Source organism: Nocardioides pinisoli (genome assembly GCF_024199985.1).
Taxonomy (GTDB): Bacteria; Actinomycetota; Actinomycetes; order Propionibacteriales; family Nocardioidaceae; genus Nocardioides; species Nocardioides pinisoli.
On sequence record NZ_JANARS010000001.1, the window covers coordinates 632,394 to 657,773 of the forward strand.

Genomic DNA, 25,380 nt, shown 5'->3' on the forward strand with positions numbered 1-25,380 from the left:
CACTTCTCGCCATGCCTGACTTCCGGTGCTCGATCGCCAGCCTCGTCGACGAGGAGCCGATGGCCGGCACGGCGCCCACTGACGCCGAGGTGCTCCTGGTGGAGAGCCCCGGGCCGTGGGGCCGTGAGGCGGTCGGCGACAACCGGCTGCCGGAGGCGGTCCGGGAGCACCTCGGGGCCATGGGCATGAAGGTGTTCCTCCTGCGTCGGCCCGACGGCACCGCCGGCCCCGGCACGCACGTCTTCCACGCGCGCGCCACGGCGACGGGCTACGACGTCCGCGCCACGGTGCTCGACCGCCCCGAGGACCTCGTCGGCCTCGACCTCGCCGGCCTGGCGGCGTACGACGCCCCGCTCTGGCTGGTCTGCACGAACGGCAAGCGCGACCGGTGCTGCGCCGAGCTCGGCCGCCCGATCGCCGGGGCGCTCGCGCGGGAGTGGCCGGAGGCGACGTGGGAGACCACCCACCTCGGCGGCCACCGCTTCTCCGGGACCCTGCTGTCGCTGCCCAGCGGCGTCACGCTGGGCCGGCTCACGCCCGACACCGCCGTCGACGCGTGCGCGGCGGTCGTGCGCGGCGAGGTACCGCTCGAGTGGGCCCGCGGGCGGGCAGGCCGACCCGCCGTCGACCAGGCCCACGAGCTGCACGTCCTCGCCGGCGGTGACCCCGCCGACGAGCTCGTCGCCGTCGCGGGCCCGCAGCGGCGGCAGTCGTGCGGCGACGACAAGGTCAAGGGCACCACCCGGTTCGAGGTGCGGCGCCCGGCGTGAGGGTTCCTCCGCCCCGAGGGGTGTGGGACGGTGTGCGGGGCCGACCCACACTGGCTCTGCTCCCCGGCGGACGGTCCGTCGAGGTGTGATGAGGAGGATCCATGACGACTCCTGACAACCCGCTCGGCGACGACGAGATGAGCACCGAGGGCGTCGACCCGACCGGGGTCGCAGCCGGACCCGCGACGGACGCCGACGGCACCGACGCCGACGCCACGGACGGCGACTCGACCGACGCCACCGACGGTGACTCGACGGACGCCGACGGCACCGACGCGGACGCCACGGACGGCGACTCCACCGACGCCACGGATGGTGACTCCGCCGACGCAGACGGCACCGACGGGACCACGCTCTGAGCGCACTCGACCGCCTGACCGGCGACGCCCAGACCTTCCTCGACAAGGTCTGGGCGTCCTCGGTCCACGTCCACCGCACCGACCCGGGCCTCGGGGCCGAGGTGCTGTCGCTGGCCCACGTCGACCACCTGCTCACCGAGACCGCGATCCGCACCCCCGCGGTCCGGGTCGCCCGCAACGGCTCGGTGCTGCCCGAGTCGTCCTTCACCCGCGGCGGCAGCCTCGCCGGCAAGCCGCTCTCCGGACTGGTCGACCCGGTCAGGCTGATGCGCCTGCACGACGAGGGCGCGACCATCGTGCTGCAGGGGCTGCAGCGCTACTGGTCGCCCGTCGGCGACCTGGTCGCCGAGCTCGAGCTCGAGCTCGGGCACCCCTGCCAGGCCAACGCCTACCTCACGCCCCCGGGAGCCCAGGGCTTCGCGGTCCACTCCGACTCCCACGACGTGTTCGTGGTGCAGACCCACGGCACGAAGATGTGGGAGGTGCACGGCGAGGGTGGTCCGGGCGAGCTGCTGCTCGAGCCCGGGGTCGTCGCCTACCTCCCGACCGGCACCCCCCACGCGGCGCGGGCGCAGGAGTCGGTGTCGCTCCACCTCACGATCGGCATCAACCAGCTGACCTGGCGCAGCCTGGTGACGCGCGAGGTCGGGCGCCTGCTCGCCGACGTGCCCGACGACCACGTGCCCGCGGGCTACCTCGACGACCCGGCCCGCCTCTCCGAGGGCCTCGCCGACCACCTCGCCGCCGTCGCCGACGCCGTACGCCGCCTCGATCCCGCCGCGCTCGCCGACAGCCAGGTCGAGGGCTTCGTCAGCGGCCGTCCGCCGAGGCTCGCGGGCACGTTGCTCGACCGTGACGCCCTCGCGGGCGGGCTCGACGTCGACACCCGGCTGCGCCGGCGCCGCGGACACCCGTGCGTGCTCGTCGACGACGGCGACGCGGTCCGGGTGATGATCGGCGACCGCGTCCTCCGGGTGCCCGCGCGGGTCCGACCGGCGCTCGAGCACGTCGCCGGCCACGCCGAGCTCACCCCCGGACACCTTCCGCTCGACGACGAGAGCGCGCTGGTGCTGTGTCGACGGCTGGTGCGGGAGGGCCTGCTCGAGGTCGTCCGGTGACCGCCTTCCGGTGCGCCACCGCCAGCCGGGCCCGCGGCGACGAGCTCGCCGGCACCGCGTCGACGGTGCGCAGCTTCCTGCTGCTCGAGCACCCCGGGCCGTGGGGTGTCGACGCCCTGCGCGACGCCCGCCTGCCCGACGGTCTCGGCGCCCACCTGCAGGAGCAGTCGCGCCGCCACCGGGTCCGGGTGCTGCTCGTCCGCAGGCCGGGCAGGCGTGCCGGTGCGGGCCCGACCCGCGTCGTGGCCGCCCGCGCGGCCGGGCCGGCCTCGTGGGCCGAGGCCGCCGACCTCGACCGGATCGACGACGTGCGCGACCTCGACCTGGCCGCCCTGGGCGCCGGCCGGTCGGTCGGCCTCCCGCCCGAGGCCGACCCGGTGCTCGCCGTGTGCACCCACGGGCGCCACGACGCCTGCTGTGCCGAGCTGGGCCGGCCGGTCGCCCTCGCCCTGGCGGACGGCCCGCACGCAGCCGGGGTCTGGGAGACCTCCCACGTCGGCGGTGACCGGTTCGCCGGCAACCTCGTCGTGCTGCCGCGCGGCCTCTACTACGGCGGGCTCGACCCGGAGTCCGCCCAGGACGTCGCGGCCGCCACCGCCCGGGGCGAGGTGCTCCTCGAGCACCTCCGGGGCCGATCCGACCTGCCGATGGCCGTCCAGGCCGCCGACGTCGCGCTCCGGCGTGAGCACGGACTCCTCGGGCTCGACGACGTACGTCCCGGCGCCGTGCGCGTGGACGGCGATCTCACCACCGCCCGCTTCGCGGTGCACGGCCACGGGCAGGTCGAGGTCGTCGTACGCCGGGTGCTCGGTGCCGACCTGCACCGGCTGACCTGCTCCGCAGTGCGCGACAGCGCGGTGCCGCGACACGAGGTGGTCGAGGTCCGCAGGGTCTCCTGAGAACTCGCGCGCGGGGTCCGGCCGCGGCTGCGACACTGTCCACTCGTGACCTGGACCGACCGGTTCCGTGCGATGCGGATGGACGTGACCCCGCTGCGGGAGTCGCGCGACTTCCGACTGCTCTTCACTGCCGGCAGCGTGTTCTACCTCGGCAGCATGGTGGCCTACGTCGCCGTACCGTTCGCGATCTACGACCTCACCGGTTCCAACCTCATGGTCGGCCTGGTCGGACTCGTCGAGCTTGGACCGCTCGTCGTCTTCGGCCTGTACGGCGGCGCGCTGGCCGATCACGTCGACCGTCGCCGCCTCCTCGTCGTCACCGGGGTCGCCCAGGTCGCCCTGATGGGTGCCTTCGCCTGGAACGCGTTCTCCGCCCAGCCGAGGGTGTGGCTCATCTTCGTCATCGCTGCGCTCTACGCCGCGGTGAGCTCGATGCAGCGCCCGTCACGTGAGGCACTGGAACCGCGGACCGTGCGGCACGACCAGATCGCCGCGGCCAACGCACTGAGCAGCTTCGCGATGCAGTTCGGCGTCCTCCTCGGCCCGCTCGTCGGCGGCCTGCTGGTGGCCTACGTCGGCGTCGGTTGGTGCTTCCTCGCTGGCCTGGTCGGCTACTCGGTCGCCACGCTGCTCTTCGCGGCCATGCGGCCCTACCCGCACGACGGTGAGACCACCCCGCCCAGCCTGCGCGGGATCCACGAGGGACTCACGTATGCGTTGCGTCGGCGCGACCTGCTCGGCACCTACCTCGTCGACATCGCGGCGATGATGCTGGCCATCCCGGTCGTGCTGTTCCCCGCGCTCGCGCACGAGGTCTTCGACCGCCCCGAGCTGCTCGGCCTGCTCTACTCGGCCGAGACCGTGGGTGCCCTCGTCGCGACCGCGCTCAGCGGCTGGGTCGGCCGGGTGCACCACCACGGCCGTGCGATCGTGATCGCCGCCAGCCTGTACGGCGCCTGCATCGCGCTGGCCGGACTGATGCCGTCGTTCTGGCTGGCGTGCCTGTTCCTGGCGCTGTCGGGGGCGGCCGACATGGTGTCGGCGGTCTTCAGGTCGACCGTGTGGAACCAGACGATCCCCGACACCATGCGCGGGCGCCTGGCCGGCATCGAGATGCTGTCCTACTCGGTCGGCCCGATGGTCGGTGAGACCCGCGCCGGCTTCGTGGCCGACGCGTGGTCGGTGCGAGGCGCGATCGTCAGTGGCGGCGTGGCGTGCGTCGGGGGCGTGCTGCTCACCGCGGCTGCGCTGCGGGACTTCTGGTCCTACGACTCGCGCACCGACGCCCACGCCGTCGCCGAGCGCGAGCGGCGTGCGGCAGCAGCCGATCCTGCCGACTAGCGGACCCGCTCGGCCTCAGCCGAGGCGGTCGCGCAGGTCGGAGGGACGGCCTGGCTGCCCGTCGGCGGGCTCGACGACCAGGCGGGGGCGTCCGGCCTCCGCGTCCGCGAGGTCGCGGGCGGCGCGATAGGCCTGGGCCTGCTCGCGCTGGGCCACGGCCTCGGCGTCGCGCATCTCGACCTTGGCCCCGTCGAGCTCGCGGTGCAGCGCCTGCACCTTGGCGGCCTGGGCCTGGATGTCGTCGGACGGCGCCTCGGCGACCACGAGCTCCTCGAGGCGTCCGAGCGCGGTCTGCTCCCGGCGCCTCAGCACGTCGACGGTGTCGCGGGCGGCCTCGGCGGCATCGCCCGCCTGCACGGCCTCGAGGGCCTCCTCCGCGGCCTCGCGCCGCAGCTCGCCGAAGCGCACCTGGTTGGCCCCGGCGGGGACGAGCCTGGCCCGGTCCTTGTCGGGGTGCACGCCGGCGTGCTCGGCCAGCGCCTTGACGAGCTCGCGCGTGGCGGCTCGGCGGGCGTCGCGCAGCTCGATCTTGGTCTCGAAGCACGCCTGGTAGGCCTTCCAGTCGGCCTCCCACGCGTCGGCCTGCTTCTGCGTGGCGTCACCGGGAAGGGTCTCGACCGGCGGCCAGATGCGGTTGTCGCGCACCTCGAGGCCCTTGCTGACGGCGAGGTCACGGAGCTGCTCGAGGCCCTCGCGGTGACGGCGCAGCACGTCGGAGTAGGCGTTGATCGCCCGGCCGAGGCCGCGGAGGTTGTCGCGGACGGTCGCCGACTCCTCGTGGCGGCGGCCGGCCCGGTCACGGAGCGTGTCGGCCGCCTCACCGGCGAAGACCTCCTCCGACAGGGTGGAGGTGCGCTCGAAGGCGTCGACGGCGAGCTCGACCTTGGCCGCGAGCCGGCGAACGGAGTCGCCGTAGGAGTCGACCGCGCCGGGCTCGAGCCAGTGGTAGTGGCAGCCGATCGGGTCACCGAACCGGAGCTTGTCCTCCTGGGTCTCGATGGCGTCGACCACGACCCGGGTCATGGCTTCACCTGGTCGAGCCTGGCGGCGACGGTGGCGGCCTCGCCCACCATGAGGTCGAGCTCGTCGAAGTCGATGATCGAGTCGTCGATGGCGCCGGCGAGCGTGCGGCACTTCCTGGCGACCTGCTCGGCGTCGTCGACCAGGCTGCGGACCCCCTCGACCAGGAGGTCGCGCCAGGGGAAGTCGTCGGCGGGGTGGTCGATGTCGCCGAGCGCGGACCTCAGGTCCTCGCGGGCGGAGTCGAGCTCCTCCTTGGCGCCGCGCAGCGCCCGCTGGTTGATCGCGATCGGCCTCATGGCGTCCTTCTGCCCCGATCGACGACGCCGAAACCAGAAGTCGTGGAACTGTGAACTACGGGCCCGCCCGGTCCGCACCGGAGGCCCGTACGCCGTCGGCGGCGGCGCGCGTCAGACGTGGCCGCTGAGCTGTGCCATCCGCAGCTCGAGCCGGCCGAGGAGGTCGCTGCACGCCTTCTCCGGCATCGCCGAGCGCTTGTCGCCGCCGCGGGAGCAGACGGGGAGCACGTCGATCGACAGCTTGGCACCGCCGGCGAGCGCGCGCAGCTCGTCGAGCTTGTCCCCGAAGGGCGTGCCGCTGCCGGGGGAGTAGTAGCGCACGGCGGCGTCGACGTCGTCGGCGAAGAGGTCGGCCTTCGTGACCGCGACGACCAGCCACGTCGGCCGGTCGCGGCGCACGGCCATGCTCGCGATCCGGTGCGAGGTGATCGCCCAGTCCTCGAGCTCCGCCGCCAGCTGCTCCTCGCGGGTGGCGAGAGCCGTGCCGGTGGTGCCGCCCGTGCGTCGCGGGGTGGCGTGGCCCCAGGCGACGACGTGCAGCACGCCGTCGACGGGCTCGTCGTGGAAGACCTCGTCGAGCGCGCCGAGCCGGGTGGCGGCGTTCTCGCCCGGGACGACGCGGAAGCGGTAGCCGCGCAGCCGCGCGTTGCGACGCGTACGACGCTCCATGACCGCCGAGCCCACGTCGGCCCCGGCTGCCGACTCCGCGCTCGCCCGCTTGGAGAGCCGGTCCGCGAGCCGGGTCTTGCCGACGCCGGTCATCCCGGTCACGGCAACCGTCGGGTAGCGGTGCCGGAGCAGGCGCGAGGCGCGCTCGGGAGCCTGGGAGAGCGCGGCGAGCGCACCTCCGGCGAGGGTCGTGCCGATGGCGGCCTTGCCGTGTCGCAACGGTGACTGCATGGCCCCATCCTGTCCGACGGGGGGGTGGACGGCCGACCAGCCGACCGGGTGACTTGGTGCCGCAACCGCCCGTCCCCGACAATGGCGAGGTCGCACTCCCACCCGAAAGGCCGGTCCCCACCCACATGGACACCGAGAACCGCCCCGTCCTGACCGGGCTGGTCGCCCTGGTCGGCGTCGCCGTGGCCATCGGCCTGCTGGGAGGCCTCGCCGTCCTCGTCGGGGTCAAGGCCACCGGCATCGGCGGGAGCGCCGAGTCGAGCGACGAGCCCAGCACGTCGGCGACCTTCCGGCTTCCCCGGCCGAGCGAGACCAGCACCGAGACCGCGCCCGAGCAGGCGACGGAGCCCAGCCCGGGCACCGAGCCCACCTCGGAGGCGCCGGCCGAGGGCATCTCGCTGTCGGCGGCGCAGCAGTCGGTGAGCCCGATGCAGCAGATCGGCCTGACCGGCACCTACCAGGCCGGGGAGGGCTCGGTCCTGCAGGTGCAGCGGATGGAGGACGGCGCGTGGGCCGACTTCCCGGTGACGATGTCGGTCAGCGGCGGCACCTTCGCGACGTACGTCCTGACCGGCCGCACCGGTCCCAACAAGTTCCGCGTGGTGGACACCGACTCCGAGGTCGTGTCCAACGAGGTGACGGTCACCGTCGGCTGAGCGCCGCCCGGGCGAGGTCCACCTGCCGGGTCCAGTGACCCACCCAGCCGGCTCCCACCAGGCCGAGCACGCCGACGGTCACGCACGCGACCGCCAGCGGGGCGACCGCGGCCACCGCGCCGACCAGCAGCGGTCCGCCGGTGTTGCCGATGTCGCCGCAGAGCCGCCAGGCCCCGAGGAACTGCGCCCTGCCGTCGTGCGGCGCCGCGTCGGCCCCGAGCGTCATCACGATGCCGGAGCCGAGGCCGTTGCCGCAGGCGATGAGCGCCATGACCAGCGCGACCGCGACGGCGCTGGTCGCGAGGGGGAGGAGCAGGCACGCCACGGCCATCGACAGCACGACCGGGACGGCGACGACCATCCGGCCACGCGTGTCCATCAGCCACCCCCCGGGCCACATGAACGCCACGTCCAGCGCCGCGGCCCCGGCGAAGATGAGGCTGGTCGTCGACGCCGACAGCCCGATGTGGTCGGCCCACAGGGGCAGCAGGCTGAGTCGCAGCGAGCGGCTCGCCCCGAGGACCACCACGGCCGTGCCCAGGGTGGCCAGCAGGCGGCGGTGCGCGGCGATGACCGTCCACACGCCCAGGTGCCCGCTCGCCCGCGCCGCCGCGCGCTTCTCCTCGCCCAGGTCGGGCATGGCGGCGGCGAGCAGGGAGGCGAGCACCGACATCCCGGCGCCGAGCCAGAACACGCTGGTCAGGTCCGAGACGGCGATCAGCCCGGCCCCGATGAGCGGGCCGACCAGCACCCCCACGCGGTAGGAGCCGCCGAGCAGCGACATCGCCCGCGCCCGGTGACTCGCGGGGACCACGTCGATCATGAAGCCCTGCCGGGCGATGAGGAACAGCGTCCAGCACACCCCGCTGAGCAGGACGCCCGCCGCGAGCCCCAGGACCGAGTCGGTCAGCGCCGCGAACACCATCGCGCAGGCGTCGACGAGCCCCGCCGCCACCAGCGCACGCCGCTCCCCGATCCGCGCGATCAGGGCGCCCGACGGCAGGCTCGCGACGAGCTGCCCCACCCCGAGCAGGGCGACGATCGCGGCGGCGACGCTCACGTCGGCCCCGAGGTCGCGCGCCCGCAGCGCGAGCACGGGCAGCATCGCGCCGTGGCCGATCGCGGAGACGATCGAGGGGCCGTACGCCACGAGCCAGATGTCGCGGAAGCGGAACGTGACGTCCCCCGGCCCACCGCTCACCGGGTGCACGCTATCCGGTGATCAGCACGCGCGGTCGTCCGCACCGTCCAGAAAATAAGCACTTGAAAGCGCGAAGCCAAATTCGTGTACTGTGCAACGCATGTCTTCCATCGTCCGCGTCCACCGCGTGCTGCTCCTGCTGACCGCAACCGTCGCGCTCCTGCTCGCGCTCCAGCTGTCGACCTCGCTGCTCGACGGCACGTGGGCGTCCGCCGACGGGGCCGGGTCCGTCACCGCCCGCCTGGTGCTGGCGTTGTTCGTCAGCATGCTCGGAAGCACGGTCGCGGCCTACGCAGCCACCAACCTGCGCGGTCAGCAGCGACAAGGACGGTTCGCCCTGCTGCTGCTGGTCGTCGTCGCGGGTCTGCTCGTCATGGTCGGCTCACCCTCGCTGCTCGGGGCCGCGATCGGGTGGAGCGCGAGCGGCTGGGCGCTGGCGGGCCTGGTGGCGCACCGCGACGACGCGTCGGCTCGGCGCGCGTCCCGGCTGATCCGGCGGCGCTTCCTCGTGGGCGACGCCGCCATCTGGTCCGCGGCGCTGGTCCAGGTGCTGGGTGGGGACCCGCGAGCCGTGGGCGTGCTCCTGGCGGTCGCCTGCGTGGTCCGATGCGCCCTCGTGCCGGCCCAGCGGTGGCTCCCCGAGACCGCCGAGGCGCCCTCGCCGGTCTCGGCGCTCCTGCACGCCGGTGTCGTCAACGGCGGAGCGGCCGTGGGCCTCCTGCACTGGCAGGTCCTGGGCTCCGGTCAGGCGGCCCTGCTGGTCCTGCTGCTCGCCGGCGGTGCCTCCGTCGTGCTGGCGACGTCCGCTGCCCGGATGCGTGCCGACGTCAAGGGAAAGCTCGCCGCGTCGACGTCGGCTCAGATGGGCCTGGTCGCCGTCCAGCTCGGTCTGGGCCTGACCGCGGCGGCGTTCGTGCACCTCCTGGGTCACGGCGCCTGGAAGGCCTGGCTCTTCCTGCGTGCCGGCGGCTCCCCGGCACGAGCCGTCCCCGCCCGCCGGGGCGAGGTCACCCGAGGCGCCGTCGTGCTCGCCGCGGTGGTCGCCCTCGCCGCGGTCGTCGTGCCGGGAGTGGTGATCGGCGTGACGTTGGACGTGCCGGGTCCCCTCGGGTTCGCCGCCGTGCTGGTCGGGGTCGTGGCGGCGGTCGGGGTGGTCGAGGCGCTGCGGACCACGCGCGCGTCCGCACGCCTCCGGGGAGTGGCTCTGCTTGCCGTGGTCGGCGGGTCGCTGGGCTACGTGACCGCTCTCGCGGTGGTGGACCGCGCGCTGCACGACTGGTTCCCGGTCGCCTCGGCATGGACGCCGTCGGGATGGACGGTGCCGGTGGCGGTGGCGGGCGCCGTCGTGCTCGCAGCCTCCTCCTCCGCCCGGTTGCGCCCCGACAGCGCCACGCCGGTCGCGACCGCGGTGGCGGCGACCCTGCTGCCCCCCGGCGCGCGAGTGCGCGGGAGGCTGTCCGTGGAGGAGCGGCCGCTCCCCGCCCTGGAGCTCGGCGGACTCCCCGCGCACCGGATCGACGTGGTGGTCCGCCTGGCGGCGCTCGCGGTCGCGCCGGCCTGGCCGGTGCGCACCATGGTCGCGGCCAACCCGATGGCGGGGCTGGAGCACCTCGACGTCGAGGAGGCGGCCGACGTCGTCCGGCGGATGCACGGACGTGACCCGCGCCCGAGCCTCGACCTGTTCCTGGACCTCCACGCCAGGGGCGTCATCACCGATCAGGCCCTGGCGCGGGCGAGCGAGGAGTGCATCGAGGGTGACGCCGAGGCGCGCGTGCCGGCGCGGGTCGAGGACGTGGTGGCTGCGTCGCGCTCCTGGCGGGAGCGCGGCGACGAGGGCGAGCCGCTCCGGCTGCGAGCCTGCGACGTCTCCCGTCCTCGCCGGGCGGTCGGTCGGCCGCTGGGTGAGATCCTCGACGTGCAGGCGGCGGCGTGGGCCGCGCGGGCGTGGCGCACCTCGCCCCAGCCCGACCGTGCGCAGGTGGATCCCTGGACCCTGTGGCGCGCCTCGGCCGCGCACCGGGCCTACGACAGTGCCTGTGGCGTGCGGGGCGCCAGCCGCTGGGTGCGGTCCCTGCCCGTCGACCCGGCCGAGGCAGTCCTGGCGATGTGGCCCCGGGCTCGCGCGCTGGCCGGGGAGGTCGACGCCTACTCCTACCTCGCGTCCCTCCTCGCCGCTGGCCAGGGCTGGGCCGCCCACGCGGCGTGGCGCAGCCGGCAACGGGGCGACGCGCTGCCGCTGGTGCAGCTGGTCGCCCTGCGCATGGCGCTCGACGTCCTCCTCGCCGAGGCCGGCGGCAGTCCCGGACCTCGGCGGCCACCTCGCGTCGACGATCCCGCTCACCGCGAGCGCGCGGACCTGGTGTCGGTCTGGCAACGGGCCCTCGACGTGAGCGCCCGCGACGGGCTGGTGCGAGCCCTGCAGGCCCGCGGCGCGGACGCCGAACCTGAGGGCGAGGCGGCCCGGCCGGTCGCGGTCCAGTCCGTGTGGTGCATCGACGCCAGGTCGGAGCGCCCGCGTCGCGCGCTCGAGCAGGCCGGCGGGCACGAGACCTTCGGCTTCGCGGGGTTCTTCGGCGCCGCCCTGCGCCACTACGACGCGGACGGGCGCGTCACCGACCGGTGTCCCGGGTTGTTGTCGCCGACCGCCTCCACCTACGAGATCCCGACGCCCCTCGGCGCCGGCGCGACGGCGCACCGGGTCGTGACGGGCGTCGGCCAGCACCCGGCAGCCGCCTTCGCCTTCGCCGAGATGTCGGGCCTGCCCGCCCTCGGGGCCGCCGTGGCGGCGACCGCGGCACCCGCGACGTGGCGCCGGGCCGCCCGCCGTCTTCTGGGCACGGACGTTCCTCGCCCACGGCCCGTCCAGGGTCCGCCCCTCGACGTCGCGGTCGACGCCGCGATCGGCATGCTGCGCAGCACCGGGATCGGCGTCCCGGCCGGAGGTCTCCTGGTGCTCGTGGGGCACGGGTCCAGCACGGAGAACAACGCCTTCGCCTCGGCGTACGACTGCGGGGCGTGCGGCGGCACGCCCGGCGCCGTGAACGCGACCGTGATGGCGCGCGCGCTCAACGACCCCGCGGTGCGCCTGCGCATGGCCGAGCGGGGACTCGCCGTCCCCGCGGGCCTGCATGTCGTGGCGGCGGAGCACGACACGACCGCCGACACCCTCGTGCTGCTCCGCGAGCAGCACGAGACGGCGGAGCTGCGCGCGCTCCTCGACCGCGTCCAGCGTGACCTGGACCGGGCGGGTGAGGTCGTGCGGGGGCAGCGGGCGCCACACCTGCCGGACGCCGGACGTCCGGCGCACCGGCGGGCGATCACGGATCGGGCGGCCGACTGGTCCGAGCCGATGCCGGAGTGGGGCCTGGCAGGCAACCTGGCGCTGGTCGTCGGTCCGCGGTCAATGACCTCGCGGCTCGACCTGGGTGGGACAGCCTTCCTCCACTCCTACGATGCCTCGACCGATCCCGACGGGGACGTGCTCGAGCAGCTGATGACCGGTCCGGTGCTCGTGACGCAGTGGATCAACGCGCAGTACTACGCCTCGGCGGCCGCGCCCGGCCTCTTCGGCGCCGGGGACAAGACCACCCACAACGCGGTGGGGGACGTCGGCGTCATCACCGGCGCGCACGGCGACCTGCGCCTCGGCCTGCCGTGGCAGGCGGTGGCGAGCAGGGACCCCGGGGCGCCCGACAGCGACAGCACGGGCCTGCGACACCTGCCGGCCCGGCACCTGGTGGTCGTCGCTGCCGCGCCCACACGGGTGCTGGACGTCGTACGTCGTCACGTGGCGCTGCGGCAGGCGGTGGGCAACGGCTGGATGCAGCTCATCGCCGTTCCACCGGGAGGAGGGCCGCTGCTCGAGCTGGGCCGCGACCTGGGGTGGCGCGCGTGCCCGCCGCTCCCCGGCCCGGTGCGGCTGGAGGATGTCCGTGGTCGCGCCTAGGCTGCGTGGTCGTGCCTCCCGTCGACACCGATCCCCGGCCCGTTCCCCTCCTGCTCCCGGGAGCCGGTGACTGGCTGGCCTGGGTGGCGCAGCGCTGCCACGACCAGCTCGAAGAGGCGCAGCAGCAGGTCGGGCTGGTGAAGGCCGGCTCCTCCGACGCCCCCGTCGTGCTCGTCGCCTGGAACAAGGCCGAGACCGCCATCGCCAACGCCGAGTCCGTCGCCCTGTGGGCCGAGGTGCACCCCGACGCGGCCGTCCGCGACCTCGCCGACGAGCTCAGCCAGCAGGTGCAGAAGTACGTCACCGAGCTGGGTCTGGACCGCGACCTCTACGCCGTCCTCGACCGGCTGGTGACCTCCGCCGACCTCTCCGGCCTCGACGCCGACGGTCGCCGGGTCCTCGAGCACACGCTGCGCGACTTCCGCCGCGCCGGCGTCGACCGCGACGACGCCACCCGCGACCGGCTCCGCGAGCTCAGCGAGCGGTCCGTCAAGCTGTCCCAGGACTTCGGTCGCAACATCCGTGACGACGTCCGGTCCATCCGCGTCGCGCCCGAGCGCCTGGAGGGGCTGCCGGAGGACTACCGCGCCGCCCACGCGCCCGACGAGGACGGCCTGGTCACCATCACCACCGACTACCCCGACCTCGTCCCGTTCATCACCTTCGCCGTCGACGCCGAGGCGCGCCACGAGCTGGCGCTGGCGCAGAACAACGTCGCCTGGCCGGCCAACGACCAGGTCCTCCAGGACCTGCTCGCCGTGCGGCGCGAGACCGCGTCGCTGCTCGGCCACGACTCCTGGCCCGACTACGACACCGAGGTCAAGATGATCGGCACCGGCCAGGCGGTCGCCGACTTCATCGACCGGGTGGGCGAGGCGGCCAAGGAGCGCGCCGCCGAGGAGGTCGGCGTCCTGCTCGAGCGCAAGCGCGTCGACGACCCGTCGGCCGACACCGTCGCCACCTACGACTCGCGCTACTACTCCGAGCTCGTCCGCCGCGAGCAGTACGACGTCGACGGCCAGGTCGTGCGCACCTACTTCCCGTTCGAGCAGGTCCGCCAGGGCCTCCTCGACGTCACCGGCCGGCTCTTCGGCCTCGAGTGGACGCCCGTCCCGCGCGAGGACGCCGGCACGTGGCACGACGAGGTCGCCAGCTATGACGTCGGCCTCGACGGCACCCGGATCGGCCGGATCCACCTCGACCTGCACCCGCGCGAGGGCAAGTTCAAGCACGCCGCCCAGTTCGACATGGTCAAGGGCATCGCCGGCCAGCAGCTGCCCGAGGGCGTCCTGGTGTGCAACTTCAACCGGGGGCTGATGGAGCACGACGAGGTCGTCACCCTGTTCCACGAGTTCGGCCACCTGGTCCACCACGTCCTCGCCGGCCAGGGCGAGTGGGCCCGCTTCTCCGGGGTCGCCACCGAGTGGGACTTCGTCGAGGCGCCGAGCCAGATGCTCGAGGAGTGGGCCTGGGACGCCGACGTCCTCGCCACCTTCGCGCGCGACGAGGCGGGCGAGACCATCCCGGCCGAGCTGGTCGCCGCGATGCGCCGGGCCGAGCAGTTCGGCAAGGGCCTCTACGCCGTGCAGCAGATGTCCTACGCCGCGCGGTCCTACTGGTTCCACGCCGGGCCGCACGACGACCTCACGGCCTACGGCGACGAGCTCCAGCGCCGCTACTCGGTCTTCCCGCCGCTCGAGGGCGCCCACATGCACTGCGCGTTCGGCCACCTCGACGGCTACTCGTCCGGCTACTACACCTACATGTGGTCGCTGGTCATCGCCAAGGACCTGTTCTCGGCATTCGACCGCGACGACCTCTTCGCGGCCGACGTCGCCCTCGCCTACCGCGACAAGGTGCTGGCGATGGGCGGGCGGAAGGACGCCGCCGACCTGGTCGCCGACTTCCTGGGCCGGCCCTACTCCTTCGACAGCTGGGCTGCCTGGCTCGCTGAGTGAGCGGCCGCCCGGCCCGGGCTGCGCGAGGCGCTCGCCCGGGTCAGCGCGCGAGCGGTGCCGGCCGCGCCGGCGTCACGTCGGCGAGGCGCTCGGCCACTGCGTCGCCGAACTCACGGTGCCCGTCCTCGGTGAGGTGCAGCCGGTCGTCGAGGTAGTCGAGGTCGAGGTCGCTGGTGCGGACGTAGGGCACGCCGTAGAGCGCGGCGAGCACCTCGAGCCTGTCGTCGACGCGCGGCACCGCACCGGCGCGGAGCGGTGCGGTCGCGGGCCCGACGACCACCACGCTCTGGCCGGCCAGGTCGGCCATCAGGTTGCGGAAGCCGCTGTCGATGGCGCGGGCGGGCTGGTCGTAGTCGTTGAGCCCGCCGGCGACCACCACGAGCCGCGGGCGTACGACGAGCGCGGTCCGCGCGCGGTCGTGGAAGGAGACCCGTCCGCAGCCGCTGGCCCCGGCGCTGAAGCCCGACCCGGAGTAGCCGCTCACGTGCACCTCGCCGGGGAGCCGGCCGGCCCACGACCGGGACAGGTCGTCCTGGCCGAGCCCGACCGACCACGAGTCGCCGATCACCAGCACCCGCTCGCCCTCGCCGGTCACGATGCCCGCCCGCTCGCGCGCGTCGAGGCGGTGCTGCTGGCACCGGGTCGGTCCGGCGTCGGCGATGTCGGCGACGTAGAACGCCATCAGGGCAGCGATCAGCAGCGCGATGGTCGAGACGCCGACGACCCGGCGCAGGTTCCCCCGATGGAGCACGAGAGAAGTGTGCGGCCTGCGGGCCGCTTCGCGCAGTCGAAAACCCCTGAGATTCCCCTGACTTCGGGACCTAGGCTGCCGCCCATGACGACCGACGACCTCCTGGCCGCCTACGACGAGCAGCTGCGCACCGACGCCGAGATGGCGCGGGCGCACGAGGTGGTGCGCGAGGGCCCGCTGCTGTGTGGCGTCTTCGACCACGGCGGGTTCGTGTCCTACCGCGACCTCGGCGGCGTCGAGGGGGGCGCGCTCGACGCGTTGATCGAGCGGACGGTCGCCCACTACCGCGACGACACCGACGTGGCGTCGTTCGAGTGGAAGTCACGCGGGCACGACCGGCCCGCCGGCCTCGGTGACCGGCTCGTCGCCCACGGCCTCGTCGCCGACCCGCGCGAGACCGTGATGATCGGGGAGGCCTCGCGGCTCGCGGTCGACGTACCGCTCGCGGAGACGCCGGACGGCCCCGTCGTCGTACGACGCCTCGAGCCGGGCCCGTCGGCCGTCGACGACCTGACGAGGATGCTGGCGGCGCAGGAGTCGGTCTTCGGCACCGGGCGCGGGCCGTCGGTCGCGTCCTCGCTCCGCGAGCTGGAGTCGGACGGCTCGGAGTTCTGGGTCGCCGAGGTCGGCGACCGGGTCGTCTGCGGCGGCCGGCTCACGCCGGTCGAGGGCACCGCGTTCGCCGGCATCTGGGGCGGCTCGACGCTCCCCGCCTACCGCGGCCGGGGCATCTACCGTGCGCTGGTGGCGGCCCGCGCCCGCTCAGCGGTGGCGCGTGGCATCCGCTTCATCCACTCCGACTGCACCGACATGTCCCGCCCGATCCTCGAACGCTCCGGCCTGCAGGCCGTGACCACGACGACGCCCTACGTCTGGACCCGCTGAGCCCGCTCGGGTTCGTCGGATCCTCGACCCTCCCCTGTCGCAGAGTCCCCGCTCGAGCGGGGACTCCGCCACTTGGAGGGGGCTGCAACCCCCTCCAGGTGACGGACTTCCCCTCCAGGATGGCGACCCGCTCGACCGCGGCGGCTCAGAGGGGCGCGTAGTCGACCTCGAGGAAGTCGGCGACCTCCGGCACCCAGCGCTCCGCCACGAAGGCCGTGTGCACCGGGTGCTCGTTGTAGCCGTCGTAGGCCGCCTGGTCGGCGAACTCCATCGAGAAGCCGAAGGCGAAGTCGTTCGTGGGGCTGGTCTGGCGCAGCTGCTCGTACGCCGTGACGCCGGGGATGTCCGCCAGCGCCCGGGCGGCGGCGAGGAAGTCGGCCTCCTCCGCGGAGCCGGGAGCGTGGTGGAGCCGGAAGGCGACGGTGTGGCGGATCACGCCGGCAAGGCTAGAGGGAGCCAGGTCACACGAGATTCCTGTCCGGATCGGGGAACATCCGGGGCCGACCTGCGTTGTACCCCATGAACAGACTTGAGTCCGAGCGACTCAACTGTTTTGCCTCCTCCGCCGAAGCGCGGCAGGATGGCACGCAGACTCACGTCATCCACGCAGCATCCACAGCAGGAGGAACACACCATGGCTCGAGCGGTCGGCATCGACCTGGGCACGACGAACTCCGTCGTCGCCGTCCTTGAGGGTGGCGAGCCCACCGTCATCGCCAACGCCGAGGGCGCCCGGACCACCCCGTCCGTCGTCGCCTTCACCAAGTCCGGCGAGGTCCTCGTCGGCGAGGTCGCCAAGCGACAGGCGGTCACCAACGTCGACCGCACCATCCGGTCCGTCAAGCGCCACATGGGCGAGGACTGGAAGGTCGACATCGACGACAAGACCTTCACCCCCCAGCAGATCAGCGCCTTCGTGCTGCAGAAGCTCAAGCGCGACGCCGAGGCCTACCTCGGCGAGACGGTTACCGACGCGGTCATCACCGTCCCCGCCTACTTCTCCGACGCCCAGCGTCAGGCCACCAAGGAGGCCGGCGAGATCGCGGGCCTCAACGTCAGCCGCATCGTCAACGAGCCCACCGCGGCCGCGCTGGCCTACGGCCTCGACAAGGGCGAGGACCAGACCATTCTCGTCTTCGACCTCGGTGGCGGCACGTTCGACGTGTCCCTGCTCGAGATCGGCGAGGGCGTCGTGGAGGTCAAGGCGACCTCCGGCGACAACCACCTCGGCGGCGACGACTGGGACAACCGCGTCGTGGAGTGGATGGTCAAGAAGTTCAAGGACTCCAACGGCGTCGACCTGGCGGCCGACAAGATCGCCAAGCAGCGCCTGCAGGAGGCCGCGGAGAAGGCCAAGATCGAGCTCTCGTCCTCGAGCGAGACCACGATCCACCTTCCGTACATCACCCACGGCGAGTCCGGCCCGCTCCACTTCGAGGAGAAGCTGACCCGCAGCGAGTTCCAGAAGCTGACCTCCGACCTGCTCGACCGCACCAAGGCGCCGTTCCAGTCGGTGCTCAAGGACGGCGGCGTCGCGGTCAAGGACATCGACCACGTGGTGCTCGTCGGCGGCTCGACCCGCATGCCCGCGGTGACCGAGCTGGTCACCGAGCTCCTCGGCGGCAAGCAGCCCAACAAGGGCGTCAACCCCGACGAGGTCGTCGCCGTCGGCGCCGCCCTTCAGGCCGGTGTCCTCAAGGGCGAGGTCAAGGACGTGCTGCTCCTCGACGTCACCCCGCTCTCCCTCGGCATCGAGACCAAGGGCGGCGTGATGACCACCCTCATCGAGCGCAACACCACGATCCCGACCAAGCGCTCGGAGATCTTCACCACCGCCGACGACAACCAGCCGTCGGTGGAGATCAAGGTCGCGCAGGGTGAGCGCCAGATGTGGTCGCAGAACCAGCCCCTCGGCAACTTCGAGCTCACCGGCCTCCCGCCGGCACCGCGCGGCGTGCCGAAGATCGAGGTCACCTTCGACATCGACGCCAACGGCATCGTGCACGTCTCGGCCAAGGACCAGGCGTCCGGCCGCGAGCAGTCGATGACCATCTCCGGTGGCTCGGCGCTCAGCAAGGACGAGATCGACCGCATGGTCAAGGAGGCCGAGCAGTACGCCGAGGAGGACGCCAAGCGTCGCGAGGCCGTCGAGGCCCGCAACCAGGGCGACCAGCTCGTCTACACGACCGAGAAGTTCCTCGCCGACAACGCCGACAAGCTCCCCGACGACGTCAAGACCGAGGTCCAGGCCGACGTCGACGCGCTCAAGGAGACGCTGGCCAAGGAGGACGCCTCGTCGGAGGAGATCACCGCCGGCATCACCAAGCTGGGCGAGTCCAGCCAGAAGATGGGCGCCGCGATGTACGCCGCCGCGGAGGCCGACCAGGCCGCTGCGGGCGGTGCCACCGGTGCGACCGGCGAGTCCGACGACGACGTCGTGGACGCCGAGATCGTCGACGAGCCCACCGACGGCTCGACCGACGGCGACGCGACCGCCGAGGGTGAGTCCAAGTGACCGATCGCCCCGTCGACCCCGCCGCGGGCCCCGAGGCGAGCGACCTGGCGGAGGGGGAGCCGACCATGGCTCCCCCTCCGGGGGGCGCCGGCTTCGGTGACGCCGCCGGCGAGATGGCCAACGAGACCGAGGTCGAGGAGCAGGTCGCCGGTGACGCCGTCGCCGGCGACGCCCCCGGCACCGCCGAGGAGCGCCCCGGCGAGGACTTCGACGTCGACACCGAGGAGGACGAGCTCGCTGCCATGAAGGGATCGCTGGCCGACCTGACCAACGACCTGCAGCGGCTCCAGGCCGAGTACGCCAACTACCGCAAGCGGGTCGACCGCGACCGGCAGCTGGTGGCGGAGTCGGCGGCCTACAAGGCGCTGACCCCGGTGATCGAGGTCCTCGACACCATCGACCGGGCCAAGGAGCACGGCGAGCTCGAGGGCGGCTTCAAGGCGGTGGCCGACCAGCTCGAGCGGGTCGTGGCATCCGCCGGCCTGGTCCGATTCGGCGAGCCGGGTGACGCGTTCGACCCGACGTTCCACGAGGCGCTCAGCCACCTCGGCACCGACGCCGAGGTCGAGGTGACGACGGTGAAGCACGTCGCCAAGGGCGGCTACCGGATGGGCGACCGCGTCGTCCGTGCGGCCCAGGTGCTCGTGGTCGACCCGGCCGACGCCTGACCCGCCCACCCGAGATGACCGTGTCGACGACAGCCCTGATGACGGGGAGGAGGTTGATCCATGGCTGACACCGAAGGTTTCCGCAACGACTGGGCGACCAAGGACTTCTACCAGGTCCTCGGCGTCGCCAAGGACGCCAGCGCGGCCGACATCAAGAAGGCCTACCGCAAGCTGGCCCGGGCCAACCACCCCGACTCCAACCCCGGTGACGACGCCAAGCACGAGGTGTTCAAGGCCGTCGCCGAGGCCTACGACGTCGTCGGCGACGAGGACAAGCGCGCCAAGTACGACGAGTTCCGCTCGCTGCAGGCGCGCGGCGGCTTCGGCCCCGGCATGGGCGGCGGCTTCGGCGGCGGTGGCGGCGGCTACAGCGGCGGCGGGTTCAACCTCGACGACCTGCTCCGCGACCGTGGGGCTGCCGGCGGCGGTCTCGGCGACATGTTCGGCGACCTGTTCGGCGGCGCCCAGCGCGGGCGCACGCAGCAGGCCCGGCCGCGTCGGGGCGCCGACGTCGAGAGCTCCGCGACCATCGGCTTCACCGACGCGCTCGAGGGCGTGACGGTGTCGCTGCGGCTGACCTCCGACACGGCCTGTCCGACGTGCCAGGGCACCGGCGGCAAGCCCGGCACCCGTCCGCACATCTGTCCCGAGTGCGAGGGCGCCGGCTTCGTCGTGGCCGGCACCGGCGGGGCGTTCTCCATCAACGAGACCTGCCCGCGCTGCGCCGGTCGCCAGCTGGTCTACGACGAGGCCTGCCCGACCTGCCACGGCAGCGGCCGCGGCACCTCGGCGCGCACCATCCAGGCCCGGATCCCAGCCGGGGTCAAGGACGGCGCGAGGATCCGGCTGAAGGGCAAGGGCGCTCCCGGGGAGAACGGCGGCCCGGCCGGCGACCTGTTCGTCAAGGTCAAGGTCACCCCGCACCGGGTCTTCGGACGCAAGGACGACAACCTCACCATCGACGTGCCCGTGTCCTTCGACGAGGCGGCCCTCGGCGGCGAGGTCAAGATCCCCACGCTCGGCGGGGCGCCGGTCACCCTCAAGCTGCCCCCGGGCACGCCCAACGGCCGCACCTTTCGGGTGCGCGGGAAGGGCGCCACCAAGCGCGACGGCAGCAAGGGCGACCTGCTCGCCACGGTCGAGGTGCAGGTCCCGGCCCACCTCGACCCGACCGCGCGCGAGGCCCTCGAGGCCTACCGCGCGGCCACCGCCGGCAAGCCGCTCCGAGCAGGGCTCTTCGAGGCATGATCGCCGTGCGACGCTCTCCGTCCCCCCGAGGAGGCCGCGCATGAGCGGGGTCTTCCGGCCGCCGTCCCCGGATGCCGCCGTCTACGTCATCTCCGTCGCCGCGGAGCTGACCGGCCTCCACCCGCAGACGCTGCGCGCCTACGAGCGGATGGGGCTGATCCAGCCCGGACGCACGGGGGGCGGCGGTCGTCGCTACTCCCACCGCGACATCGAGCGCCTGCGCGAGATCGCCGACCTCACGAGCGCCGGCATCGGCATCGAGGGCGTCCGCCGGATCATGGACCTCGAGCTGCAGGTCGACGCCCTGCGCGCCCGCAACGAGGAGCTGATGGCCGAGCTGGAGTCGCTGCGCTCCGGCCTCGCGGCGCGGGCCGCCGCCCAGCCCGCCAACAAGCTGCCGGTGCTGCACCAGGCGGTCGGCCAGTCCCTCGTCGTGTGGCGCCGGGGGTCCTGACGTGCCGCGCCCCGACCGGGCCGTCGCCGACGCCCACCAGGAGGGCCTCGACGCCTCGCTCGCCGGCCTCGCGCCCCGGCTCGAGGAGTCGTAGCACCGGCGGCTGTCGTCGCCTGCGGCTACTGTGCCCGCGTGCGGCAGCGTGATCTCGAGACGGCGGACCGGTGCGTGTCATCGGTCTGTCTCTCCGGGGCTACCCCGGGGACCACCGGTACGTCCGGGCACGGCACCGCGCGCGACTCGCTGCGCTCCGCTGCAGGTCATCGCGCGCACGACGGGACAGGTCGGGCCACGCTGCCGCACCCGACGCGCGGGGCCTGATGCGCGACGACCTCGCGCGGGCGCTCGCGGCCGGCTTCCTCGCCGGCGACTGGACCCGGCAGGGACTCGTCGAGAGCGGCGCGGAGGTCCTGGGGCGCCGGCCGCGGTGGCTCTCGCCGCTGGCCCGCCAGGTGCTCGAGCTCTACCCGCGCCCCCCGGTGGACCGGCCGCGGGAGCTCGCCACCAACCTGGCCTCGCGGCCCGCCGCCGGCAAGGCCCTCGGCGCCCGACCCGTCGTCCGGCCCGTCGCCGCGACGCGGATGGTCACCAACCGGTGGCGGCTCCCGATTCTCGACGACCTCGGCGACGTCGCCGGCCTGCTCGGGGTCAGCCCCGCCGACCTCGACTGGTTCGCCGACCCCCGGCACCTGGCCCGCAGTGCCGCCGTCCCGGGCCTCCAGCACTACCGCGTCAGCCACCGCGTCGCCCCGAGCGGCGCCATCCGGGTCCTCGAGGCGCCCAAGCCGCGGCTCAAGGCCCTCCAGCGCCGCCTGCTGCGCGAGGTCGCTGGTCTGGTCCCGCCGCACGACGCGGCCCGGGGCTTCCGGCCGGGCGGCTCGGTCCGGTCCTATGCCGTCCCGCACGCCGGTCGGCCCGTCGTGCTGCGCCTGGACCTCGAGGCGTTCTTCGCGAGCGTCACCGTGTCGCGGGTCTACGGCATCTGGCGCACCGCCGGCTACCCCGAGCCCGTCGCGCACTGCCTGGCCGGGCTGGTCACGTGCGAGCTCCCGCTCGCCCAGTGGCGCGCCGTCCCGGCCCCGGCCGACGACCGGCTCCTCGACGCCCACTGGCGGCTCGGTCGCCGGCTCGCCGGACCGCACCTGCCGCAGGGCGCACCGACGTCGCCCGCGATGGCCAACCTCGCGGCGCACCGCCTCGACGTCCGGCTCACCGCGCTGGCGCGGTCCTGGGGCGGGCGCTACACGAGGTACGCCGACGACCTGGCGTTCTCCGGCGACCGCGGCTGGGCCACCGGCACCTCGCGGCTGCTCGACGCGATCGAGGTGATCGTCCGCGACGAGGGCTTCCGGCTCAACCCGCGCAAGACCGGCGTGATGCCGCGCGCCGGGCGGCAGGTCCTCGGCGGGCTCGTGGTCAACGAGCGCCCCAGGGTCGCCCGGCGCGAGGTCGACCTGCTCAAGGCGATCCTGCACAACTGCCACCGCTTCGGACCGAGCACCCAGAACCGCCACGACGTGCCGGCCTTCGAGGAGCACCTGCGCGGCCGGATCGCCTGGGTCGCCCAGCACGACCCGGTCCGCGGTGAGCGGCTGCAGGCCGTCCACGACGCGATCGACTGGAGCCGGTGACGCACGCTGTCGGTGCGGGCGCGTAGGTTCGTCGCGTGATCGAGCGATGAGCAAGATGGACAACCTGCGCGCGATGCGCGAGGCGAAGTACGCCGCAGCGCAGAAGCGCGGGGCCGACGCGCCGGCCCGCCCCAAGGCCCCGGTCGCGCCCCCGGCGCCCAGCGCCGCGAGCAGTGCCAAGGGCGGCGCCACGAAGGCCGCCGCGGTCGAGGCGGACGCCCCGGCCGCCGCCGAGGCGCTCTGCGGCCACCGCAACATGAGCGGCCGCACGTGCACGCGCGAGGCCGGTCACGCGGCCAAGAGCCACCGCTACTCCTGAGCCTCGTCAGGCGCTGAGGGCCTCTTCCGGCACGCCGGTCGGGAACGGTGCCGGCTCGCCGCGCAGCTCGGCGACCTGCGACACCAGCGCGCCCATGACCTCGTCGGCCACCCGACGCACCGTCGCGTCGTCGACGGTCTCGTCGCCGGCGACGCCCGCCAGGCGGCGTACGTCGATGGGCTCGCCGACCGCGACCCGCACGCGCGGGCGGAGGACGGTGTTGCGCAGCAACCGGGACACGATCCCGGTCGTGCCCACGACCTGGTGAGCGCCGACCAGCGCCACCGGGACGACCGGCGCCCCGGTGCGCAGCGCGAGGCGGACGGCACCGGTCTTCGAGCGCTCGGGCCAGTGCTGCGGGTGGCGGGTGATCCGGCCCTCGGGGAAGAGCCCGACGGCCTCGCCGGCGGCGAGGGCGGTGGCTGCGGCGTCGAGGGAGCCGGAGGCCGCGTCGGTGCCCCGCAGGACGGGGATGAACCCGAGGCGGCGCACGACCGGGCCGACGAGCCCGGAGCGGAAGACGCCACCGGTGGCCATCAGCCGCAGCGAGCGGCCGAGGCGACGGCCGACGAGGGCCAGCAGGATCCCGTCGGCGAAGCTCGTGTGGTTGGCGACGACGATCACCGGACCGTCGGGCAGCGACCTGTCGGGGACGGCACGGCGGCTGAGCTCGAGGCGGCTGACCGCGGAGACGATGCTGCCGAGGAGTCCGGCGGCGACGGCGTAGAGGAGGGCGGCGCGCAGGCCGGGGCGCTGCCAGGTGCTGGGGTCCATGGGGCGAGTGTGGGCCACCCGGTCGGTGCCGCGCCTGAGTATGCGCACGGTGTCGGAGCCACCTGGCAGCCGGTCGGATGTGGGCATGCGAGTCGTCTCCTCAGCCCTCAGGGTCGCCGCCGGCGTGGTCGCGGGCCTCGTCCTCCTCTACGTCGTCGTCAACGGCGCGTCCCTCGTCGGAGGAGTCGTCGAGCGCCATCGCGTGACTGACGAGGTCAGCGCGGTCCTGCCGCGGATCCTGCCGAGCGCCGAGCGCGCGCAAGGGGAGCTCGTCGCGGAGGTGGGGCGCGAGCCCGAGCGCCGCTGGATCGAGCAGGCCTGTCGCCACGACCACGACGACTCCGGCTGGATCGTCGTGAGCTGGCGCGAGGTCTGCGTCATGCGCAGCGTGGCCGCCTGGCGCGTCGCATCGGAGCAGGAGGCGCGTGCCCTCGTGCCGACGGCCGACGGCGACCGGTGGACCTACCAGGGCTGCACGCCACTCGGTGCCGTCGGGCCGCCGGGCGTGGTCGCGGGCCGGAGGCGACGTACGTCGATCAGTCCGCCTCGCGCGGGGAGGGCGAGGTGTGGTGCGTCTTCGAGCTCGGGCCGGCGGACGACGCCAAGACATTGGCCGGGGAGCGGACCGACCTCGGGGAGGGGCGCTGGTTGCTCCTGGTGGCCGAGCAGCCGCTGGTGGACGAGGACATCGGGTGCGTGCGCTGGTCGGTGCTGTTCTGCGACAACCCGTGGACGGGCCACCCGTTCGCCGAGGCGCCCGCCCGCTGACGCGCCGGAGGCCCGACCCCGCGTGGGGTCGGGCCTCCGGGTGCGCCGGTCAGCCGGGGATGTAGTCGAACGAGTCGGGGTTGGGGCCCGTGCGGCCGTCCTCGCCACGGTCGAGGCCGGAGATGCGCGCGACCTCGTCGTCGCTCAGGGAGAAGTCGAAGATCTCGAAGTTCTCCTTCATCCGGACGGGGTTCACCGACTTGGGGAAGACGATGTCGCCGCGCTCGACGTGCCAGCGCAGCGCGACCTGGGCGGTCGACCTGCCCTTCGCGTCGGCGATCTCGGTGAGGACCGGGTCGTCGAGCACCGCGCCCTGCGCGATCGGCGACCACGCCTCGGTGGCGATGCCGTGCCCGGCGTTGGCCGTGCGCACGTCCTCGTTGGTGAAGTAGGGGTGCACCTCGACCTGGTTGATCACCGGGACGACGCCGGTCTCGTCGATGATCCGCTGCAGGTGGGCGGGCTGGAAGTTGGAGACGCCGACCGACGCGGCGCGGCCGTCCTCGACGAAGGACGCCATCGTGCGCCACGTCGAGACGAAGTCGCCGTCGTATCGCGTCGGCAGCGGCCAGTGGATGAGGAACAGGTCGATGCGGTCGAGACCGAGGTCGGCGAGGGTCCGCTCGAAGGCGCGCTCGGCCTCGGCGGGCTCGTGGAAGCCGTTGTTGAGCTTGGAGGTCACATAGACCTCGTCGCGCGCGATCCCGGAGGAGCGCAGGGCCTCGCCGACCTCCTTCTCGTTGCCGTACATCTCGGCCGTGTCGATGTGGCGGTAGCCGACCTCGAGGGCCCGGGTCACCGCCTCCGCGGTGTCGGCGGGATCGATCTGGAACACGCCGAAGCCGAGCTGCGGGATCGACGTGCCGTCGTGGAGCTGGATGCTGGGAACGGTCATGCCAG

At 73.9% G+C, this 25,380-nt stretch carries 25 protein-coding genes; 16 read left to right on the forward strand and 9 right to left on the reverse strand.

Annotated features, from left to right (window positions below; genetic code table 11):
• Positions 1–11 precede the first annotated feature (11 nt).
• The 5 genes from NCI01_RS03000 (at position 12) to NCI01_RS03020 (ending at position 4,487) form a co-directional block, all read left to right on the forward strand.
• Positions 12–770: a sucrase ferredoxin gene (locus NCI01_RS03000; RefSeq protein ID WP_254179980.1), complete on the forward strand. Its 759-nt coding sequence runs from the start codon at positions 12–14 to the stop codon at positions 768–770.
• 101 nt (positions 771–871) lie between these two features.
• Positions 872–1,129, forward strand: coding sequence for a hypothetical protein (locus tag NCI01_RS03005; RefSeq protein WP_254179981.1), 258 nt, complete (start codon positions 872–874; stop codon positions 1,127–1,129).
• A 101-nt stretch (positions 1,130–1,230) separates the two neighbouring features.
• On the forward strand, positions 1,231–2,247 hold the full coding sequence (locus NCI01_RS03010; RefSeq protein ID WP_254179982.1) for a cupin domain-containing protein: 1,017 nt from the start codon (positions 1,231–1,233) through the stop codon (positions 2,245–2,247).
• A complete protein-coding gene (locus NCI01_RS22545) occupies positions 2,244–3,146 on the forward strand; it encodes a ferredoxin family protein (RefSeq protein ID WP_254179983.1) in 903 nt (300 codons plus the stop codon). The genes NCI01_RS03010 and NCI01_RS22545 overlap by 4 nt, the downstream gene beginning before the upstream one ends.
• Positions 3,147–3,191: 45 nt before the next feature.
• Entirely contained in the window at positions 3,192–4,487 is a 1,296-nt protein-coding gene (locus NCI01_RS03020; protein ID WP_254179984.1) for an MFS transporter, read from the forward strand.
• Between the two features lie 15 nt (positions 4,488–4,502).
• On the opposite strand, the gene NCI01_RS03025 is transcribed toward NCI01_RS03020, so the two are convergent.
• From NCI01_RS03025 to NCI01_RS03035, 3 genes are all read right to left on the reverse strand, one after another.
• A complete protein-coding gene (locus NCI01_RS03025) occupies positions 4,503–5,510 on the reverse strand; it encodes a coiled-coil domain-containing protein (RefSeq protein ID WP_254179985.1) in 1,008 nt (335 codons plus the stop codon).
• Entirely contained in the window at positions 5,507–5,806 is a 300-nt protein-coding gene (locus NCI01_RS03030) for a hypothetical protein (RefSeq protein WP_254179986.1), read from the reverse strand. Before NCI01_RS03030 ends, NCI01_RS03025 begins: the two co-directional genes overlap by 4 nt.
• Before the next feature lie 111 nt (positions 5,807–5,917).
• Entirely contained in the window at positions 5,918–6,706 is a 789-nt protein-coding gene (locus tag NCI01_RS03035) for a hypothetical protein (RefSeq protein ID WP_254179987.1), read from the reverse strand.
• A 125-nt stretch (positions 6,707–6,831) separates the two neighbouring features.
• Here NCI01_RS03035 and NCI01_RS03040 point away from each other — a divergent pair, with 125 nt between their 5' ends.
• Positions 6,832–7,362: a hypothetical protein gene (locus tag NCI01_RS03040; RefSeq protein WP_254179988.1), complete on the forward strand. Its 531-nt coding sequence runs from the start codon at positions 6,832–6,834 to the stop codon at positions 7,360–7,362.
• Here NCI01_RS03040 and NCI01_RS03045 read toward each other — a convergent pair.
• Positions 7,349–8,563: an MFS transporter gene (locus tag NCI01_RS03045; RefSeq protein WP_254179989.1), complete on the reverse strand. Its 1,215-nt coding sequence runs from the start codon at positions 8,561–8,563 to the stop codon at positions 7,349–7,351. The genes NCI01_RS03040 and NCI01_RS03045 overlap by 14 nt on opposite strands.
• Before the next feature lie 100 nt (positions 8,564–8,663).
• Between NCI01_RS03045 and NCI01_RS03050 the strand changes: the two genes are divergently transcribed.
• Together NCI01_RS03050 and NCI01_RS03055 are read left to right on the forward strand one after the other, a co-directional pair.
• Positions 8,664–12,509 (forward strand): putative inorganic carbon transporter subunit DabA, encoded by a 3,846-nt coding sequence (locus NCI01_RS03050; RefSeq protein WP_254179990.1) that lies wholly within the window; start codon positions 8,664–8,666, stop codon positions 12,507–12,509.
• An 11-nt stretch (positions 12,510–12,520) separates the two neighbouring features.
• Positions 12,521–14,467: a M3 family metallopeptidase gene (locus NCI01_RS03055; protein ID WP_254179991.1), complete on the forward strand. Its 1,947-nt coding sequence runs from the start codon at positions 12,521–12,523 to the stop codon at positions 14,465–14,467.
• 40 nt (positions 14,468–14,507) lie between these two features.
• Here NCI01_RS03055 and NCI01_RS03060 read toward each other — a convergent pair whose 3' ends face one another.
• A complete protein-coding gene (locus NCI01_RS03060; RefSeq protein WP_254179992.1) occupies positions 14,508–15,218 on the reverse strand; it encodes a GDSL-type esterase/lipase family protein in 711 nt (236 codons plus the stop codon).
• 84 nt (positions 15,219–15,302) lie between these two features.
• Here NCI01_RS03060 and NCI01_RS03065 point away from each other — a divergent pair, with 84 nt between their 5' ends.
• Complete coding sequence (locus NCI01_RS03065) at positions 15,303–16,103, forward strand: GNAT family N-acetyltransferase (protein WP_254179993.1); 801 nt, start codon at positions 15,303–15,305, stop codon at positions 16,101–16,103.
• A 145-nt stretch (positions 16,104–16,248) separates the two neighbouring features.
• Here the strand turns inward: NCI01_RS03065 and NCI01_RS03070 are convergent, their stop codons facing one another.
• Positions 16,249–16,539 carry a Dabb family protein gene (locus tag NCI01_RS03070; protein ID WP_254179994.1) on the reverse strand — a complete coding sequence of 97 codons (291 nt, stop codon included), beginning with the start codon at positions 16,537–16,539 and terminating at the stop codon, positions 16,249–16,251.
• 198 nt (positions 16,540–16,737) lie between these two features.
• Here NCI01_RS03070 and dnaK point away from each other — a divergent pair, with 198 nt between their 5' ends.
• The 6 genes from dnaK (at position 16,738) to NCI01_RS03100 (ending at position 22,938) form a co-directional block, all read left to right on the forward strand.
• The gene (gene dnaK, locus NCI01_RS03075) at positions 16,738–18,618 is read left to right on the forward strand and encodes a molecular chaperone DnaK (RefSeq protein ID WP_254179995.1); all 1,881 of its coding nucleotides are present in this window, start codon (positions 16,738–16,740) and stop codon (positions 18,616–18,618) included.
• Positions 18,615–19,286, forward strand: a complete 672-nt coding sequence (gene grpE, locus NCI01_RS03080) for a nucleotide exchange factor GrpE (protein ID WP_254179996.1) — start codon at positions 18,615–18,617, stop codon at positions 19,284–19,286. The genes dnaK and grpE overlap by 4 nt, the downstream gene beginning before the upstream one ends.
• Before the next feature lie 60 nt (positions 19,287–19,346).
• Positions 19,347–20,534 (forward strand): molecular chaperone DnaJ, encoded by a 1,188-nt coding sequence (gene dnaJ / locus NCI01_RS03085; protein WP_254179997.1) that lies wholly within the window; start codon positions 19,347–19,349, stop codon positions 20,532–20,534.
• Positions 20,535–20,574: 40 nt separating this feature from the next.
• Positions 20,575–20,988 (forward strand): heat shock protein transcriptional repressor HspR, encoded by a 414-nt coding sequence (locus NCI01_RS03090; protein ID WP_254179998.1) that lies wholly within the window; start codon positions 20,575–20,577, stop codon positions 20,986–20,988.
• A gap of 320 nt (positions 20,989–21,308) precedes the next feature.
• Positions 21,309–22,619 carry a reverse transcriptase family protein gene (locus NCI01_RS03095; RefSeq protein ID WP_254179999.1) on the forward strand — a complete coding sequence of 437 codons (1,311 nt, stop codon included), beginning with the start codon at positions 21,309–21,311 and terminating at the stop codon, positions 22,617–22,619.
• A 46-nt stretch (positions 22,620–22,665) separates the two neighbouring features.
• The gene (locus tag NCI01_RS03100) at positions 22,666–22,938 is read left to right on the forward strand and encodes a hypothetical protein (protein ID WP_254180000.1); all 273 of its coding nucleotides are present in this window, start codon (positions 22,666–22,668) and stop codon (positions 22,936–22,938) included.
• Positions 22,939–22,944: 6 nt separating this feature from the next.
• Here the strand turns inward: NCI01_RS03100 and NCI01_RS03105 are convergent, their stop codons facing one another.
• Both NCI01_RS03105 and NCI01_RS03110 read right to left on the reverse strand, forming a co-directional pair.
• On the reverse strand, positions 22,945–23,712 hold the full coding sequence (locus NCI01_RS03105) for a lysophospholipid acyltransferase family protein (protein WP_254180001.1): 768 nt from the start codon (positions 23,710–23,712) through the stop codon (positions 22,945–22,947).
• A gap of 100 nt (positions 23,713–23,812) precedes the next feature.
• Positions 23,813–24,040: a hypothetical protein gene (locus NCI01_RS03110; RefSeq protein ID WP_254180002.1), complete on the reverse strand. Its 228-nt coding sequence runs from the start codon at positions 24,038–24,040 to the stop codon at positions 23,813–23,815.
• Positions 24,041–24,276: 236 nt separating this feature from the next.
• Between NCI01_RS03110 and NCI01_RS03115 the strand changes: the two genes are divergently transcribed.
• Entirely contained in the window at positions 24,277–24,480 is a 204-nt protein-coding gene (locus NCI01_RS03115; protein WP_254180003.1) for a hypothetical protein, read from the forward strand.
• A gap of 49 nt (positions 24,481–24,529) precedes the next feature.
• Here the strand turns inward: NCI01_RS03115 and NCI01_RS03120 are convergent, their stop codons facing one another.
• A complete protein-coding gene (locus tag NCI01_RS03120) occupies positions 24,530–25,375 on the reverse strand; it encodes an aldo/keto reductase (protein ID WP_254180004.1) in 846 nt (281 codons plus the stop codon).
• Between the last annotated feature and the right edge of the window lie 5 nt (positions 25,376–25,380).

Coding starts and splice junctions, on each gene's coding strand:
- NCI01_RS03025 (WP_254179985.1), bottom strand. CDS start 5,510: ATGACCCGGGTCGTGGTCGACGCCATCGAGACCCAGGAGGACAAGCTC.
- NCI01_RS03065 (WP_254179993.1), top strand. CDS start 15,303: ATGACGACCGACGACCTCCTGGCCGCCTACGACGAGCAGCTGCGCACC.
- NCI01_RS03005 (WP_254179981.1), top strand. CDS start 872: ATGACGACTCCTGACAACCCGCTCGGCGACGACGAGATGAGCACCGAG.
- NCI01_RS03095 (WP_254179999.1), top strand. CDS start 21,309: ATGCGCGACGACCTCGCGCGGGCGCTCGCGGCCGGCTTCCTCGCCGGC.
- NCI01_RS03100 (WP_254180000.1), top strand. CDS start 22,666: ATGAGCAAGATGGACAACCTGCGCGCGATGCGCGAGGCGAAGTACGCC.
- dnaK (WP_254179995.1), top strand. CDS start 16,738: ATGGCTCGAGCGGTCGGCATCGACCTGGGCACGACGAACTCCGTCGTC.
- dnaJ (WP_254179997.1), top strand. CDS start 19,347: ATGGCTGACACCGAAGGTTTCCGCAACGACTGGGCGACCAAGGACTTC.
- NCI01_RS03030 (WP_254179986.1), bottom strand. CDS start 5,806: ATGAGGCCGATCGCGATCAACCAGCGGGCGCTGCGCGGCGCCAAGGAG.
- NCI01_RS03035 (WP_254179987.1), bottom strand. CDS start 6,706: ATGCAGTCACCGTTGCGACACGGCAAGGCCGCCATCGGCACGACCCTC.
- NCI01_RS03040 (WP_254179988.1), top strand. CDS start 6,832: ATGGACACCGAGAACCGCCCCGTCCTGACCGGGCTGGTCGCCCTGGTC.
- NCI01_RS03000 (WP_254179980.1), top strand. CDS start 12: ATGCCTGACTTCCGGTGCTCGATCGCCAGCCTCGTCGACGAGGAGCCG.
- NCI01_RS03105 (WP_254180001.1), bottom strand. CDS start 23,712: ATGGACCCCAGCACCTGGCAGCGCCCCGGCCTGCGCGCCGCCCTCCTC.
- NCI01_RS03050 (WP_254179990.1), top strand. CDS start 8,664: ATGTCTTCCATCGTCCGCGTCCACCGCGTGCTGCTCCTGCTGACCGCA.
- NCI01_RS03120 (WP_254180004.1), bottom strand. CDS start 25,375: ATGACCGTTCCCAGCATCCAGCTCCACGACGGCACGTCGATCCCGCAG.
- NCI01_RS03090 (WP_254179998.1), top strand. CDS start 20,575: ATGAGCGGGGTCTTCCGGCCGCCGTCCCCGGATGCCGCCGTCTACGTC.